Origin of the sequence: Streptomyces sp. NPDC032161 (assembly GCF_040636995.1) — a bacterium.
Classification (GTDB): domain Bacteria; phylum Actinomycetota; class Actinomycetes; order Streptomycetales; family Streptomycetaceae; genus Streptomyces.
The window spans coordinates 533,661-549,477 of sequence record NZ_JBEZVN010000001.1; the positions used below are offsets into that span (position 1 = coordinate 533,661).

15 protein-coding genes and 1 pseudogene are annotated in these 15,817 nt (G+C 69.0%); 10 read left to right on the plus strand and 6 right to left on the minus strand.

Annotated features, from left to right (window positions below; translation table 11 throughout):
- Nucleotides 1–30: 30 nt before the first annotated feature.
- Together AB0E67_RS02180 and AB0E67_RS02185 are read right to left on the minus strand one after the other, a co-directional pair.
- Entirely contained in the window at nucleotides 31–996 is a 966-nt protein-coding gene (locus AB0E67_RS02180) for a zinc-binding dehydrogenase (protein WP_362019759.1), read from the minus strand.
- Nucleotides 997–1,366: 370 nt separating this feature from the next.
- Nucleotides 1,367–2,593 carry an NADP-dependent malic enzyme gene (locus AB0E67_RS02185; RefSeq protein WP_362019762.1) on the minus strand — a complete coding sequence of 409 codons (1,227 nt, stop codon included), beginning with the start codon at nucleotides 2,591–2,593 and terminating at the stop codon, nucleotides 1,367–1,369.
- A gap of 528 nt (nucleotides 2,594–3,121) precedes the next feature.
- Here AB0E67_RS02185 and AB0E67_RS02190 point away from each other — a divergent pair.
- The 3 genes from AB0E67_RS02190 to AB0E67_RS02200 are packed head-to-tail and all read left to right on the plus strand — an operon-like array spanning nucleotide 3,122 to nucleotide 5,826.
- Nucleotides 3,122–4,084: an ABC transporter substrate-binding protein gene (locus AB0E67_RS02190; protein ID WP_362019765.1), complete on the plus strand. Its 963-nt coding sequence runs from the start codon at nucleotides 3,122–3,124 to the stop codon at nucleotides 4,082–4,084.
- A 27-nt stretch (nucleotides 4,085–4,111) separates the two neighbouring features.
- A complete protein-coding gene (locus AB0E67_RS02195; protein WP_362019768.1) occupies nucleotides 4,112–5,062 on the plus strand; it encodes an amino acid ABC transporter permease in 951 nt (316 codons plus the stop codon).
- Nucleotides 5,059–5,826 (plus strand): amino acid ABC transporter ATP-binding protein, encoded by a 768-nt coding sequence (locus AB0E67_RS02200; RefSeq protein WP_351520827.1) that lies wholly within the window; start codon nucleotides 5,059–5,061, stop codon nucleotides 5,824–5,826. Before AB0E67_RS02195 ends, AB0E67_RS02200 begins: the two co-directional genes overlap by 4 nt.
- A gap of 140 nt (nucleotides 5,827–5,966) precedes the next feature.
- Here the strand turns inward: AB0E67_RS02200 and AB0E67_RS02205 are convergent, their stop codons facing one another.
- Nucleotides 5,967–6,656, minus strand: coding sequence for a class I SAM-dependent methyltransferase (locus AB0E67_RS02205; protein WP_362021385.1), 690 nt, complete (start codon nucleotides 6,654–6,656; stop codon nucleotides 5,967–5,969).
- A 158-nt stretch (nucleotides 6,657–6,814) separates the two neighbouring features.
- On the opposite strand from AB0E67_RS02205, the gene AB0E67_RS02210 reads away from it, so the two are divergent.
- Entirely contained in the window at nucleotides 6,815–7,444 is a 630-nt protein-coding gene (locus AB0E67_RS02210) for a CGNR zinc finger domain-containing protein (RefSeq protein ID WP_351525366.1), read from the plus strand.
- On the opposite strand, the gene sodX is transcribed toward AB0E67_RS02210, so the two are convergent.
- Complete coding sequence (gene sodX / locus AB0E67_RS02215; protein ID WP_351525367.1) at nucleotides 7,348–7,815, minus strand: nickel-type superoxide dismutase maturation protease; 468 nt, start codon at nucleotides 7,813–7,815, stop codon at nucleotides 7,348–7,350. The two genes, AB0E67_RS02210 and sodX, sit on opposite strands and share 97 nt — an antisense overlap.
- A 193-nt stretch (nucleotides 7,816–8,008) precedes the next feature.
- On the opposite strand from sodX, the gene sodN reads away from it, so the two are divergent.
- On the plus strand, nucleotides 8,009–8,404 hold the full coding sequence (gene sodN / locus AB0E67_RS02220) for a superoxide dismutase, Ni (RefSeq protein ID WP_073781898.1): 396 nt from the start codon (nucleotides 8,009–8,011) through the stop codon (nucleotides 8,402–8,404).
- A 7-nt stretch (nucleotides 8,405–8,411) separates the two neighbouring features.
- On the opposite strand, the gene AB0E67_RS02225 is transcribed toward sodN, so the two are convergent.
- Nucleotides 8,412–9,566: a site-specific integrase gene (locus AB0E67_RS02225; protein WP_362019773.1), complete on the minus strand. Its 1,155-nt coding sequence runs from the start codon at nucleotides 9,564–9,566 to the stop codon at nucleotides 8,412–8,414.
- A gap of 24 nt (nucleotides 9,567–9,590) precedes the next feature.
- The gene (locus tag AB0E67_RS02230; protein WP_362019776.1) at nucleotides 9,591–10,091 is read right to left on the minus strand and encodes a helix-turn-helix transcriptional regulator; all 501 of its coding nucleotides are present in this window, start codon (nucleotides 10,089–10,091) and stop codon (nucleotides 9,591–9,593) included.
- Nucleotides 10,092–10,212: 121 nt separating this feature from the next.
- Between AB0E67_RS02230 and AB0E67_RS02235 the strand changes: the two genes are divergently transcribed.
- From AB0E67_RS02235 to AB0E67_RS02255, 5 genes and pseudogenes are all read left to right on the plus strand, one after another.
- Nucleotides 10,213–10,407 carry a helix-turn-helix domain-containing protein gene (locus AB0E67_RS02235; protein ID WP_362019779.1) on the plus strand — a complete coding sequence of 65 codons (195 nt, stop codon included), beginning with the start codon at nucleotides 10,213–10,215 and terminating at the stop codon, nucleotides 10,405–10,407.
- Nucleotides 10,408–11,024: 617 nt separating this feature from the next.
- Nucleotides 11,025–12,167, plus strand: a complete 1,143-nt coding sequence (locus AB0E67_RS02240; RefSeq protein WP_362019782.1) for a DUF3631 domain-containing protein — start codon at nucleotides 11,025–11,027, stop codon at nucleotides 12,165–12,167.
- Nucleotides 12,168–12,481: 314 nt separating this feature from the next.
- Nucleotides 12,482–13,057 carry a hypothetical protein gene (locus AB0E67_RS02245; RefSeq protein WP_362021388.1) on the plus strand — a complete coding sequence of 192 codons (576 nt, stop codon included), beginning with the start codon at nucleotides 12,482–12,484 and terminating at the stop codon, nucleotides 13,055–13,057.
- Nucleotides 13,047–14,745, plus strand: a pseudogene (locus AB0E67_RS02250) (mobilization protein). The gene AB0E67_RS02245 and the pseudogene AB0E67_RS02250 overlap by 11 nt, the downstream one beginning before the upstream one ends.
- Nucleotides 14,746–14,942: 197 nt before the next feature.
- Nucleotides 14,943–15,815: a hypothetical protein gene (locus tag AB0E67_RS02255; protein WP_362019785.1), complete on the plus strand. Its 873-nt coding sequence runs from the start codon at nucleotides 14,943–14,945 to the stop codon at nucleotides 15,813–15,815.
- Nucleotides 15,816–15,817 lie beyond the last annotated feature (2 nt).

Below are 15,817 nucleotides of genomic sequence, written 5' to 3' on the forward strand. Positions count from 1 at the left end.
GCCAGATAAGAGCAGGACGCCCCGTACACCTCAAGTGCAGGTGAGCACGATTTTTCCGAACTGGTCGCCCGACGCCATCCGTTCGAACCCCTCGCGGGCCCGGTCCAGCGGCAGCACCTCGTCGATGACGGGCCGCACCCCGGTCGTCGCGCAGAACGCCAGGAGGTCCTCCAGCTCGTCCTTGGAACCCATGGTCGAGCCGACGACCTTGAGCTCCAGGAAGAAGATCCGGGTCAACTCGGCGTGCGAGGGCCGGTCACCGCTGGTCGCGCCCGAGATCACCAGCGTGCCGCCGGGGCGCAGCGACTTCACCGAGTGGGACCAGGTGGCGGCGCCGACGGTCTCGATGACCGCGTCGACGCGCTCCGGCAGCCGCGCGCCGGGCTCGTGCGCCGCGACCGCGCCGAGTTCGACGGCGCGCTCGCGCTTGGCCGCGTCGCGGCTGGTGGCGTGGACCCGCAGCCCGGCCGCCCGGCCGAGCACGATCGCGGCGGTGGCGACACCGCCGCCCGCGCCCTGGACGAGAACCGAATCGCCGGGACGCACCCCGGCGTTGGTGAACAGCATCCGGTACGCGGTGAGCCAGGCGGTCGGCAGACAGGCGGCCTGTTCGAAGGTCAGCTCCTTCGGCTTGGGCAGCACGTTCCAGCTCGGGACGGAGACCTGCTCGGCGAAGGTGCCCTGGTAGCGCTCGGTGAGAATGGAGCGCGGCTCCTTCGGGCCGACTCCGTGCCCGGTCTGGCCGATGACGGAGTGCACGACGACCTCGTTGCCGTCCTCGTCGATCCCGGCGGCGTCGCAGCCGAGGATCATCGGCAGCTTGTCCTCGGCGAGGCCGACACCGCGAAGGGACCAGAGGTCGTGGTGGTTGAGCGAGGCGGCCTTCACCTTGACGGTCGTCCAGCCGGGGCGCGCCCCGGGGGCGGGACGTTCACCCAGTTCAAGGCCGTCGAGGGGACGGTCGCGGTCGATGCGGGCTGCGTAGGCGGCGAACATGGCCCCGACGATAGGCCGGGGCGCGGGCCGGCGTAACCGGCCGCCGGTGTGACGCGCGCCGCGCAGCCCGGCACAGCCACGGAAATCCGGAGGGACCACGGGAAAAGCACGAAAAAGGGGCGGACGGGTAGCGGACCCGCCCCAGACGCACCCCGCATCCGGGCACCCGTACCCGCACCGCCCCACCGCAGACCTCGGTGCCGGACCCAGGTCCGGGACCGCGACCACAGCCCGGCTCGAACCCGGCTCGAACCCGGCCCGAACGGGCCTCGGTCCGGAACCGGGCCACGGCCCCGAAGGCCTCGGTCCGGAACCGGGCCACGGCCCCGAAGGCCTCGGTCCGGAACCGGGCCACGGCCCCGAACGGACCTCAGCGCCGGGCCACGCCCTCCGCGCGGGCCGCGGCGGCCACCGCGGCCGTCACCGCGGGCGCCACGCGCTCGTCGAACGGCGACGGGATCACGTAGTCGGGCGCGAGCTCGTCGCCCACCACGTCCGCCAGCGCGTTCGCGGCGGCGATCTTCATGCCCTCGGTGATCCGGGAGGCCCGGACCTGGAGGGCGCCCGCGAAGATGCCCGGGAAGGCCAGCACGTTGTTGATCTGGTTCGGGTAGTCCGAACGACCGGTCGCCACGACGGAGGCGTACTTGTGCGCGATGTCGGGGTGGACCTCGGGGTTCGGGTTGGCCATGGCGAAGACGAACGCGCCGGGCGCCATCGACGCGACGGCCGCCTCGGGCACCGTGCCGCCGGAGACGCCGATGAACACGTCCGCGCCGGCCAGCGCGCTCTCCAGCGTGCCGGAGATCCCGGCCCGGTTGGTGATCTCGGCCAGCTCCCGCTTGACGGCCGTCAGGTCCTCGCGGTCCCGGCTGACGACGCCCTTGCGGTCGGCCACGGCGACGTCGCCGAGCCCCGCCTCCAGCAGGAACTTCGCGATGGCGACCCCGGCCGCACCGGCGCCGGAGATGACGGCGCGCAGGTCACCGAGCTCGCGGCCGGACAGCTTCGCCGCGTTGCGCAGGGCCGCGAGGGTGACCACGGCGGTGCCGTGCTGGTCGTCGTGGAAGACCGGGATGTCGAGCCGCTCCTGGAGCCTGCGCTCGATCTCGAAGCAGCGCGGCGCCGAGATGTCCTCCAGGTTCACGCCGCCGAAGGACGGCGCGAGTCGGACGACGGTCTCGACGATCTCGTCCGCGTCGGTGGTCGCGAGCGCGATCGGCACCGCGTCGACCCCGCCGAACTGCTTGAAGAGGATCGCCTTGCCCTCCATCACGGGCAGGGACGCCTCGGGCCCGATGTCGCCGAGGCCGAGGACCGCGGTGCCGTCCGTCACGACGGCCACGACCTGCGACTTCCAGGTGTAGTCGTGGACCAGCTCCGGGTTCTCCGCGATGGCGCTGCACACCTTGGCGACGCCCGGCGTGTACGCGAGGGAGAGGTCGTCCTTGTCACGGACGGGAACGGTGGCCCGCACGGCCATCTTGCCGCCGCGGTGCAGGGCGAAGGCCGGATCGAACGGCTCGTCGGTGGTGCCGTTGTCGGTACCGCTGTCAGTGGTGCTGTCGCTGCGAGGATTGACGATCTCCGCTGCCATGGTGTTGACCCCTTAAGTCTTTCATCGTTTGAGGGTGGCCACTCCTGGTTGAGGAGGGGTGGGCGGGCACCGCGTACGCGCCCTGCGCCCGGCGGTTGGCCCGCCCCGGCAGGGGGGAGATACATACGCGCGGGGCGCGCCGCACACGCGCCCTGAGCCCCGGATGAGGGGTGTAAAGGTCTTTCTTACCGGACGGACCGCATTACGGACGAGTTCATGACCACGCGGTGACACGACTCATAGTCGGAAACCAGGACAAACTCAGTCGATCGACACACGACATCCACTGGCCCGGACACACCGGAGATCCTCCGGCACGCGAGGGGAGACTTCGCGGAAGGTCCGGCCCCGAAGGTCCGGTGCGACGAGATCCGGGGATCGCCCGTTATCTGATTTTGACATGCTCGGACCACTAAAAGCACTGGTCAGAGTGGCAAGATGCCCTCACTATTCAGAGCGACGACACCTGAGAACAGGTGTCGTTCATCGCTCGGCAATGCCCCCTTCATCCGCTGGAGGATTCCGATCATGACCGCAAGCACCTTTGGCCGTACGGCCACGAAGTCCCGAATGGCGGCGGTCGGCACCATCGCGCTCGCCGGAGTCATGCTGCTGACCGCGTGCGGCGACCAGACCAAGAGCGGATCCAACAGTTCCGGCTCGACGAGGCCCGGCGGCACGGACTCCGCGGCCGCCGCGCTCCTGCCGCCGGAGATCAAGGCCAAGGGTGTCGTCAGGGTCGGTTCGGACATCGCGTACCCGCCGGTCGAGTTCAAGGACAAGTCGGGCAGGACGGTCGGCATCGACCCGGACATCGCCGCCGCGCTCGGCAAGGAGCTCGGCGTGACGTTCCAGTTCGAGAACGGCACGTTCGACACGCTGATCACGGGTCTGCGCTCCAAGCGCTACGACGCGGCGATGTCGTCGATGACCGACACCAAGGACCGCCAGAACGGCGTCGACTCCGAGACCGGGAAGAAGGTCGGCGAGGGCGTCGACTTCGTCGACTACTTCACCGCCGGGGTCTCGATCTACACCAGGAAGGGCGACGACCAGGGCATCAAGACCTGGGCGGACCTGTGCGGCAAGAAGATCGCCGTGCAGCGCGGCACCGTCTCGCACGACCTCGCCAAGTCCGAGGCGAAGAAGTGCCCGGGCGGGAAGACGATCGCGATGGAGACCTTCGACAACGATCTGGAGGCCCAGACCCGGCTGCGCAGCGGCGGCGCGGACGCCGGCTCCTCCGACTTCCCGGTGGCCGTGCACGCGGTGAAGACCTCGGGCGGCGGCAAGGACTTCGAACTCGTGGGCGAGCAGGTCGAGGCCGCGCCGTACGGCATCGCCGTCGCCAAGGGCAACGACCAGCTGACCAAGGCGATCCGGGCGGCCCTGGACGCGATCATCAAGAACGGCGAGTACGGCCGGATCCTGGCCAAGTGGGGCGTGGAGGCCGGTGCGGTGACCAAGGCCGAGGTGAACGGCGGATCCTGACCGGTTCGGCGCTGAAAGGTTTCTCCCGTGACTGACATCAAGAAGACGGACCCGGCCGGCCGGCCACCCGTGCCCCCCGCCTCGTCGGCCGCGCCGCAGTCGGTCAAGGCCATTCCGGTCCGGCACTACGGCCGGTACGTCTCCGCCGTCGTCGCCATCGCGGCGCTCGTCGCGATCGTCTACGCCTTCGGCCAGGGCCGGATCAACTGGGGCGCGGTACCGGAGTACTTCTTCGACGACCGCATCATGACGGGCGTCGGCAAGACCCTGCTGCTGACCGCCCTGTCGATGGTGATCGGCATCGCCGGCGGTGTCCTGCTGGCCGTCATGCGGCTGTCGAAGAACCCGGTGACCTCGTCGATCGCCTGGTTCTACATCTGGTTCTTCCGCGGCACCCCGGTCCTGGTCCAGCTGTTCGTCTGGTTCAACCTCGGGCTGGTCTTCGAGTACATCAACCTCGGGCCGATCTACAAGGACTACTGGTCGAGCTTCATGACGCCGCTGCTGACGGCGCTGCTCGGCCTGGGGCTCAACGAGGCCGCCTACATGGCGGAGATCTGCCGGGCGGGTCTGCTCTCGGTCGACGAGGGCCAGACGGAGGCGGCGCACGCGCTGGGCATGAGCCACGGCAGGACCCTGTGGCGGGTCGTGATCCCGCAGGCGATGCGGGTGATCGTGCCGCCCACGGGCAACGAGGTCATCAACATGCTCAAGACGACGTCCCTGGTGGCCGCCGTCCAGTTCTACGAACTGTTCAAGTTCGCGCAGGACATCGGGCAGTCGTCCGGCGCCCCGGTCGAGATGTACTTCCTGGCCGCGGCCTGGTACCTGATCATGACCTCGGTGCTGAGCGTCGGCCAGTTCTACCTGGAGCGGTACTACGCCCGCGGCTCGACCCGCAGCCTGCCGCCCACCCCGTTGCAGAAGGTCAGGGCCGTCCTGCTGTCCCTGGGCCGCCCGAAGGGAGGCGTGGCATGAAGGCCACGGCCATGGTGAAGGCCGAGGGCGTCCACAAGTCCTTCGGCGCCGCGCACATCCTCAAGGGCATCGACCTGGAGGTCGCCCCGCGCGAGGTCTTCTGCCTGATCGGCCCGTCCGGTTCCGGCAAGTCGACCTTCCTGCGGTGCATCAACCACCTGGAGAAGATCAACGCCGGACGGCTCTACGTCGACGGCGAGTTGGTCGGCTACCGCCAGAAGGGCGACAAGCTCTACGAGCTGAGGGACAGCGAGGTCGCCCTGAAGCGCCGGGACATCGGGATGGTCTTCCAGCGCTTCAACCTCTTCCCTCACATGACGGCGATCGAGAACGTCATGGAGGCCCCGGTCCAGGTCAAGCGCGAGGCGAAGGCCGTGGCGCGGGCCCGCGCCGAGCGGCTGCTGGACCGGGTGGGCCTGGCCGACAAGGCGGGGAACTACCCCTCCCAGCTGTCCGGCGGCCAGCAGCAGCGGGTGGCCATCGCCCGCGCCCTGGCCATGGAGCCGAAGCTGATGCTCTTCGACGAGCCGACGTCGGCGCTCGACCCGGAACTGGTGGGCGACGTCCTGGACGTCATGCGCTCGCTCGCGGAGGACGGCATGACGATGGTCGTCGTCACCCACGAGATGGGCTTCGCCCGCGAGGTGGGCGACGCGCTGGTCTTCATGGACAACGGCGTGGTGGTCGAGTCGGGCCACCCGCGCGAGGTCCTGACCAGGCCGCGGCACGAGCGGACGAAGTCGTTCCTGTCGAAGGTGCTCTGACCGGCCGGGACACCGAAGGGAGGGCGGTGCGGGCCCGGCCGGGCCCGCACCGCCCTCCCTCACGTCAGCACCGCCCTCCTCACGTCAGCACGGACGGAGCCGCGACGGCCCCACCACCCGCGCCACCGGCACCGCCCGCCTCATTTGACGGCGAGCACCAAGGTGTCCGACGGCGACGCCCAGACGGCGCGCGCCTCGCCGAACCCCGCCTCGCGCAGGGTGTCGACGTGCCAGCGCACCGACGGCATGTCACCGTCCGCGTGCTCGCCGTAGATCCTGTACCGCTCGGCGGTCGGCTCGGCGAGCACCGGGTCCTTGGCCGCGAGGGCCCACCAGTCCGCCCAGTCCACGGCTCCCGCGGCCTTGGCCCGGTCCATCCCGGCGTGCCGGTGCGCGCGCTCGGCCGCGTTGATCCGGGGCGTGTCGGTGTCGATCATGTGATCTGCGTTCATGAACACCCCGCCGTCCCTGACGAGCCCGCCGATCCGCCGGTAGAGCGCGGTGAGCGGCTCGGCGTGCAGCCAGTGCAGGGCGGTGGCGGTGAGAACGGCGTCGTACGAATCGTGCGGCAGCCGCCCGGCCCAGTCGGGGTCCTTGAGGTCGGCGGTGACGAACGTGACGCGCTCGTCGCCGTCGAAGTACCCGCGGCCGATGGCGAGCAGCGCGGGGTCGAGGTCGACGCCCGTACTGGTCGCCTCCGGGAACCGCTTGAGCAGCCGGTCCGTAATACTTCCCGTACCGCATGCGAGATCGAGGACGCGCGGCCGGGGCCCCACGAAGGCCTCGACCATGTCCAGCATCACGCGGAACCGTTCCTCACGGTCGGGCATGTACCACTCCTGCTGCCGGTCCCAGCTCTCCTGCCAGGCCGCCCAGTCGGTGTGCGCGGTCGTCTCCGCCACGAGATACCTCCATGTAATACCCTGGTAAGGAAAAAGCCCGTTACAGCGTTCGGCAAGACTTTAGACCGACTCCGTAAGGACTACAAGTGGAACTGGCCTATTACTCGGACTACGCCGTGAAACTGGTCAACACCGAGGAGCCGGCCCGCAGCAAGGACTCCCTCACCTCGGTCGAGGCGGTCCGCGAACTCTTCGGCGCCAACCAGCAGGCGGCCCGGCGCGCCACCGACGCGGACGTGACCCGTTTCCGGTCCGTACGGGCCCGCCTGCGCGCGGTCTTCGAGGCGGCCGACGGGGGCGACGAGACGCTCGCCGTCGACCTGCTCAACTCCCTGCTGCTGGAATTCCCGGTCAGCCCGCAGATCTCCGGGCACGATGTGCGCGACGTGGACGGCAAGCCGGACTGGCACATGCACCTGGCGGACCATCCGTCGAACGCGACGGCCGGGTACGCGGCCATCGCCGCGATGGGGCTCGCGTTCCACCTCACCTCGTACGGCGCGGACCGGCTCGGGCTGTGCCAGTCGGCACCGTGCCGCAACGCCTACCTGGACACCTCGACCAACCGTTCCCGCCGCTACTGCTCGGACCGCTGCGCGACCCGCGCCAACGTGGCCGCCTACCGGGCCCGCAAGCGCCTGGAGACGGAACGCGCCGCCGAGACCGGCCGCACGGCGCGGACCGCCCAGGCGAGCACCCCGCGCAGCGTGCGCTGATCCTTCTTCAGCGGCCGGTACCGCACCCGTGCCCGGGCCAGTACGAACTCCTCGGGCACCGTCCCGTAGTCCGTGCTGTCGCCGCCCGCGAACGTGTTGTCGGCCAGCACCCACCAGCCGCCCCGGCGCCGCTCGGCGGCCCGCTTGACGATCAGCAGGTCCTGCTGGAACGGGTGACGCAGAATCACCACGTCCCCGGGGCGCACCGTCGCCCCGTAGTGCACGAGCAGCCAGTCGCCGTGATGGAGCGTGGGCACCATCGACGGCCCCGTCACCTCCACCACCTGGAACGGCACGCGTCCCGTCGGCCCCCGCCCGGACCGATCCCGCGTCGGCTCAGGCACGTCCGGCACCTCCGGCACCTCTCTCATCTCTCCGGCACCTCCCCGCTCCGTCCAGCACCAGGATCCACCACACCGTCCCCTACAGCGTTCCGTACTTTCGGCCACCGGACCCACGCTCACACCGGACTTTTGGCCTAAGCCCCCGGGGCCACCCACGAAAACCGGTCTCTCACGGAGTAATGTCCCACCTGAGAAGACGATCACGAGGAAGGACAGCTCCATGCTTTCCCGCCTGTTTGCCCCCAAGGTGAAGGTCAGCGCCCACTGCGACCTGCCCTGCGGCGTGTACGACCCGGCCCAGGCCCGCATCGAGGCGGAGTCCGTCAAGGCCGTCCAGGAGAAGTACCAGGCCAACGAGGACCCGCACTTCCGGGCCCGTGCCACGGTCATCAAGGAGCAGCGCGCCGAGCTGGCCAAGCACCACATCTCGGTGCTGTGGAGCGACTACTTCAAGCCCCCGCACTTCGAGAAGTACCCGCAGCTGCACCAGCTGGTCAACGACGCCCTGAAGGCCCTGTCGGCCGCGAAGGCGTCCACGGACCCGGCGACGGGCCAGAAGGCGCTGGACTACATCGCCGAGATCGACAAGATCTTCTGGGAGACCAAGAAGGCTTGACCTTCGGTTAGGCCGTCTGACCTGCGGTTTCGCTCGTCATGTCGCCTACCGGTCCGCACCCGGTCCGCAGGCCGCCGAGCACGGCGTCCATGACGGCCCGGGTGCGGCCTTCTTCGCCCGGCCACAGGTGCGCGTAGATCCGCAGCGTGATGACGGCGGACGCGTGGCCGAGGACGATCTGCACCTGCTTGACGCTCGCGCCGCCGGCGATGAGCGCGGAGGCGTAGAAGTGCCGCAGGTCGTGGGTGACCATGTGCGGCAGCTCGACGGGCTTGCGGCCCTCGTGCTTAGCCGCCTCGCTCTCCTCCGCCTGGAGTGCCCTACGGGCGCAGTTCCACTCGGTCTTCCAGCGGCGGTAGTTGAGCGGTTCCCCCTCCTCCATCGTGAAAAGCCACTCCGGGGACGGACGTGCGGCGAGATGCGCGAGGAGCGCGTCGGTGACGACCTCCCCGACGGGGACCGTACGCCGGGATTTGGCGGTCTTCGGCGGACCGACCTTCCCCGACTGGAGCCGCTGTCGGTCCACGCGGATGCTGCCGGCCTTGAAGTCGACATCCGCCACCTTGAGGCCGAGCAGCTCTCCTATCCGCAGACCTGATCCGGCGAGCGTGACGACGGCCGCGCGGATGTACGGCGGCATCACCCGCGCCATGGCCTCGACCTGGGCGACGGTGGGCGGAGTGACCTCCTCGTCCGGCATGACCGGAAGGGTGATCCGGCGGCACGGACTGGAGGCGATGACCTTGTCGTCCACGGCCGCCGTCATGACGCGCACGAGGACGTCGTAGACGTTCCGCACGCTGCCGGGGCCGAGCTGGTCGGACAGGTGCTTGAAGAGCACCTGTATGTCGTTACGGCGTATCGCCGCCAGTGAGCGGGCGCCGAGCGCGGGTACGAGGTGGAGCCGGAGCGCGTTGTCCGTGATGCGCTCACCCGCCTCGCTCGCGATGAGCGAGCCCTGCCACCTCTCGGCGTACTTCTCGAAGGTGACGCGGCCGGCGCGGGGGTCGACGTACTGGCCGGTGACCATGCTGGCCGTGACCTCGTCGATCCACCGCTGGGCGTCGATCTTCCGCTCGAAGTGGCGGGCGTGCTCCTTCCCGTCGAGGTCGCGGTAGCGGGCGCGCCATTTGCCGTTGGGGCGCTTCTGAACGTTGACCAAGTGGCCTCTCCTTCGTTTCGGTTGTCAGTAGTGGCCGCCGTCCTCGATGTCTCCGCTGAGGAGGCGGGCGTCTCGCTCGTCGCCCATGAGGCGGAGGCACTGCTCGTGGATCGCCCGCGAGCTGTCGGGGTGGGCCTTGATGTGGTCGGCGACGGCGACCACGGCGCGGTGCAGGCGGCCGCGGGCGTCGCGGGTCTCGTAGAACGCCTCGACGGCTTCCTGGACAAGCCGTCGGCTGTCGATGTCGAGCCCTTCCAGGGGCGGGGACATCAGCTCTTCGAGGGGGAGCTCGAAGACGCGGGAGAAGGCGAGCGCCTCATCGAGGTTGATCCGCCGGCGAGGTGAGCCGTTCTCGATGCGCCAGACGGCCGTCTGGTTCATCTTCACGCCGGCTCTGGTCACGCGCTCGGCCAGCTGGGTCGTGCTCCACCCTCTGACCTCGCGCTCCAGGGCTACGCGGCCAGCCACGTTGCCTTCGCTGTAGAGCAGCGGCACCTCGCCACCTTCGGGCCTGTCGCCTGCCATCGAACCTCCATCATGACCGTCTCTATCCGAATTGAAAAATACGCTTCCCGATTTAGTTAACCGCCGATCGCGGGGTACAACTCTATGTAGTTCGAATCGCAACCTAGTCGAATGGGAATGTATGCGATACCTGACCACCGCCGAGGTCGCCGAGCGCTACCGCACGGCCGAGAGCACCGTCCGCTACTGGCGCCAGATCAAGAAGGGGCCGCGCGGCATCAAGGTCGGCAAGCGGGTGCTGTACCCCGAGGCAGAGCTGCTGCGCTACGAGCGCACGCTGATCGACGGCCGAGACGAGTTGGGTCTGGCCTCATGAGCCGCCGGCAGCCCCGGACACAGCAACGGCCCCCGGCGCGCCAACGCCGAGGGCCGGAGATTCCCCTGCACGTCGCCCATCCCTGAACGAACGAACCGGTGAGGGGCGGGACCTTGCCCGTCCCGTCCCTCACCTGAGAGGAACGTCTATGGAGGACTCTACGTCCCCCCGCCAGCTCGAACGCATCCGAGGTTGTCTGGCCTGTCGCTGCGGTCCCCGGCCAGGGCATCCCCTGGCGCGATGGGGACCGAACGGAGTCACGGTCCCCTGTTGCACGCTCCACCGACGATGCTTCGGCGGGTGTTCCGGTCGGGGACCGAAACACCCCCAGCGCGGAACATGCGCAGGTCAGTGCCCTGGGGACCGGTCCCGTCGAACCGGACGCCGGGGACCGGACAGAGACTTCCGGCCCGCCGGTCCCCGAACCCGGTCCCCGATTCCCGGGCGAGCGTGCCGTAGTCCGAGCCGGTGGCGAGAGCCACGGTCCCCACGTATCTGCGGGGACCGTGGTCCCCGACGGCGGATCGGGGACCGGGGACCGCGCCGGTGCGAGCGACAAGACGGCCGACGAAGGAGCCGCGCTGCTAGACGATCTGCGCGCGGTGATCGGCCGGTAGGTGGTGCTGCCGAGCGACGAGGCCCTGACAGCGGTCACCTTGTGGGTGGCGGCCTCCCATATCCAGCCCGCCCTCCAGCACGCGCTGCGGCTGGCGGTGGTGGGACCGACCAAGGGATGCGGCAAGTCCCGCGTCCTGGACGTGCTCCACGAGACCGTGCACCAGCCGATGATGACGGTGAACACGTCGCCTGCGGTGGTCTTCCGAGTCATCGGCAAGAACCCTCCGACGCTGCTGGTGGACGAGGCCGACACGATCTTCGGCCCCAAGGCCGGTGACAAGGAGGACCTGCGGGGCCTGTTGAACGCGGGGCACCAGCGCAACCGGCCCGCCTGGCGAATCTCCGGGTCGGAGCACAAGCCGACGGCGTTTCCCACCTTCGCCATGGCGGCGCTCGCCGGGATCGGCGACCTGCCGGACACGATCATGGACCGGGCGGTCGTGCTCCGCATGCAGAAGCACAAGCCGGGCGAGCGCATCGCCCCGTTCCGCTCGCGGTACTCCGTTCCGGAACTGAACGCGCTGCGCGACCGGCTGACCGCCTGGCTGACTCCGCTGCGGAGTACCGCAGAGGGCTTGGTTCCGCAGATGCCGGTCGAGGACCGCGCCGCCGACACGTGGGAGCCGCTGGTGATCGTCGCCGACCTGGCCGGCGGGCACTGGCCCTCGCGGGCCCGTGCCGCCTGCCTGGCGATGACGCGCAACGAGGTGGTCCAGAACGAGCAGACGACGCTGAAGACGCGGCTGCTGCGCGACGTCCGCCGCGTGTTCGAGCAGGAGGGCAACAAGGAGGCTCTGCGCAGCCAGGACCTGCTCGCCGCCCTCCTCCAGGACGCGGAGGGGCCGTGGGCCGAGTACGGCACCAAGGGCCTGAACGCCTACCACCTGGCCAACCTGCTCCGCGACTTCGGCATCAGCCCGGCCAATCACCGTTTCGAGAACGGCAGGCAGGCGAAGGCGTACGCCCGAAACCAGTTCCTCGACGCCTGGGCCCGCTACTGCCCCGACCCTGCCCAACCGGCACCCGCAGCAGAGGAGACCGTGCCCGCACGTCGAGTCCCGGGCAAGCAGCCCGCCCCTCCGTCCGGGATGTTGCCCATCGGTCCGCCCGGCGGGCCTGCCGGCCCCAGGCCCACTCGCTGACACCAGCTCCGTATCAATCCGTCGCATCCGTCCCCGCGCAGGTCAGCGCGGGGACGGAGTGCCTTGCCGATACGGATCACTCCGTACCTGTGACCGCCTCCGTACCTGTCCTGACCAGCTACGGGACGGATGCAACGGACGTGACGAAGCCCCACACACACGACCACCGGAGCACCACCATGCCCGAAACGAGCACCGACAACGCCCCCGCCCGCCGCCGCAAGGGATTCTTCGGCCTGACCCGCCGATCACCAGCAAGCTGGAGCGAACGAGCCTCTAACGAGGCTTCGTCCGCGCTTGCCCCCGCCCCAGGGGTGGCGGAGGGGAAGGCCGAGCGCCAGTGGGCGCCCGAGCCGGAGGAGGGTATAGCCGAGACCAGCTGCCCGCCCGCAGCCGACTCCGTCGCCCCGCGCACTCAGCCGCCGGCCGATGTCCCACCGCCCGTCGAGCAGCCCTCCTGGCGGGATCTCGACGCCCCCGTCCTGCCCACACTGATGAACCGCAAGCGCACGGTGGAGAAGCGCGACCAGGAGAAGACCATCCGCTTCACCCGGACCGCGGTCCGCGTGAACAGCGCCGCCGCTCACCAGCGCGGTCAGAAGTTCGCCGGATTCGTGGGGGACTCCGCCCTGGCCGTCGCCCTGGGCAAGGCAGGACTCGTCGGCAGCCTAGAGGACGATCCTCTCCGCCCGCTGATCGAGGCCGTCGAGGCACACACGGTCGCGCTGAACCGTATCGGCGGCAACCTCAACCAGATCACCGCAGCCATCCACCGAGGAGCGGTGCCCGAGCGTGCCGAGGCGGTGCTGGACCGCGTTGAGCGAGCGGCCCGGAGTAGCTACCGACTGATCGACCAGCTCCTGACGGAAGGCACCGCACATGGTTCCTGACATCTCCACCGGCTCCGACACCCGCGGACTGATCGTCTACCTTTTCGGCCCCGGCCGCCGAGACGAGCACACCGACCCCCATATCCTCGCCGCCTGGGACATGGCCGGCGCCCCCGACCCCGGCCGCGACCCGGCAGCCACCTACTCCCAGCTCGCCAAGCGCCTCGACCACCATGTCGACCTGCGCACCCGCGAGCTGGGCGGCAAGAAGCCACCTCAGCACGTCTGGCACTGCCCGGTCCGTACCGCGCCTGGAGACCGCTACCTCACCGACGCCGAGTGGGCCGAGGTCGCCCGCCGCATCCTTCACGCCGCCGGCATCGCCCCCGAAGGCGACGACAAGGCATGCCGATGGATCGCGGTGCGCCACGCCGACGACCACATGCACATCATGGCCACCACCGTCCGCGCCGACGGACGCCGCCCCCGCACCCACCGCGACGGACAGCGGGCCCAAGCCGAGTGCCGCAAGATCGAAGCCGAGTTCGGCCTGCGCCGCCTGAAGTCCGGCGACCTCACCGCGCCCCGCACCCCCACCGGCGCCGAACGCGCCAAGGCGGAACGTCAGGGCCAGACGGTCACGGCACGGCAGTGGCTGCGAGAGCAGGCGTACGCGGTCGCCGCCGCCGTACGAACCGAAGCCGACTACTTCACCGTGCTGCAGTCCCTCGGCATCAAGGTCAAGACACGCCTCGGCCCCGAGACCGGCGACGTCATCGGCTACAGCCTCGCCGCCCCCCGGCGACACCAACGCGGCCGGTGAACCCGTCTGGTACGGCGGCTCCAAACTCGCCCCCGACCTCTCCATCAACCGCCTGCGCGAACGCCTCCTCGACCAGGAGGTGGCCGACCGCCCCCGATATGTGGCGGACCCCACCGACCCATGGCGCCACACCACCACCGCCATACACACGGCACGCACCGTCCTCGACTCTGATGACGATGCCGCCGCCCAAGGCCACCTGGCCGCCTTCGGCGACGCCCTGTACAACATCGCCAGCGCCACGACCGGCCCACACAGGGCGGAACTGCGGTCGGCAGCCATGGTGTTCAACCGCGCCCGCCGCTCCGCAATCCGTGCCGACCACCAGGCCGCCACCGCCCTGCGCAAGGCCGCCAAGGAACTCGCCTACGCCTCCAACGAGCCGGGCGGACTCGCCATCGCCCTGCTCTTCGCCACCGTGCACCTGGCCCGCGCCGCCACCAAGTGGCACGAGCAACGCGGCCACGCACAGCAGGCCGCTGCGGCCGAAGAAGCCTTCCGCCACCTCCAGGCGGGCTACCAGCAGGCCGCCACATTCGTTTTGGCTGACCTGACCCGCCGCACACCACGAGCCGCAATTGCCCGTCGCTTCGAGCAGGACGTTCGCGCGGCCCTCCCCAACCACGCCGACCGGATCCTCGCCGACCCCACTTGGACCGCCCTGACCACAACCCTCGCCCACGCCGAGACCGCCGGCCACAATCCCCGACGTCTCCTGACCGAGGTGGGCGCCCAGCGAGAGCTCGACAGCGCCGAGCACCCCGCCGAGGTCCTCAACTGGCGCATCACCGCTCAGCCGAACCGGCGGGCTCAAGCGGCTCGCAAGCGAAGTACGGTCAGTGGCACGTCGTCCGTGTCCGCCGCGCCAAACCCGCCAGCCACACCAGTGGCCACGAGGCCCGAAGAGCCCAGTCGACACCGCTGACGCCCCGGTCAGATGCCCTCGCACGCGTTGTGGCGGGGCGCCGTCCAAGGTGTGCAAGCACAAGACCTGTAGCTCAACTCATTCTGAAACGATCAATTAAAGTACCGGAGGCACCCAAACAACCCTTCCCTGGCGAAAGTTGATCACTTTCGATCAGAAATGAGAAGTTCGAGTGTCGGCGACCTTAGGATCGGGGGATGACTATCGCTATTGCAGAGCCGGAAGAGCCGGAGCGAAAACTCGCCTCACGGGTCGTCAAGGTAACCCCCGAAATTGCCGAGATCTTTCTGTCCAGGACTTCGTTCAATAGACGCCTGAATATGGGCCAGGTGAGAGCCCTGGCCGAGACCATTCTCCGTGGTGAATGGAAGTTGACTCATCAGGGAATCGCTTTCGACGAAGCTGGCGCACTTCTCGATGGTCAACATCGCCTCCGTGCAATTATCGAGGCAAACGCTCCCGTCGAGATGCTCGTTTTCGACGGTCTATCAAGAGACGTTTTCCCGGTTCTTGACACCGGAAAGCGTCGGAGTGCAGCGGATACGCTGCTGTCGACGGGCGCAAAGTACCTGCCGCTGCTTTCCTCCACTATCCGTCACGTGATTCTCTTCAAGACGATGCCGAACGCTCCCTGGAGTGGTGGCCGGGCCCAGTTATCGAACGACCGAATCCTGGCCGCATACAACGGTGATAAAGACAGGTACGAGGAAGCGGTGACCATCGGTCGCGAGCTTTCCAAGCACCTGTTCGCAAGTCAGACCGCTGTGGCAGTGGGGTTCTTTCTGACCACTGAAGTGGCGCCGGCCGCAGATATCGACGAGTGGATCTCAGGTCTCAAGTCGGGCGCGAATTTAGATCCGAGCGATGCGCGGCTCGCTCTGCGAGAGGTACCGAGGGACACACGGAAGCGAGGTTCCAGGCGCAGGACGGGCATGCGAGACCAGGTGTCAATTTATATCAAGGCATGGAATGCCTGGGTTGAGCTTGAAAAGGCTAGCGAATTGCGCCTTCGACGCCTGAGGAAAGGGGAGAAGATGCCAATTCCGGTCGAGGTTAAGTTCGAGCGCTAGGA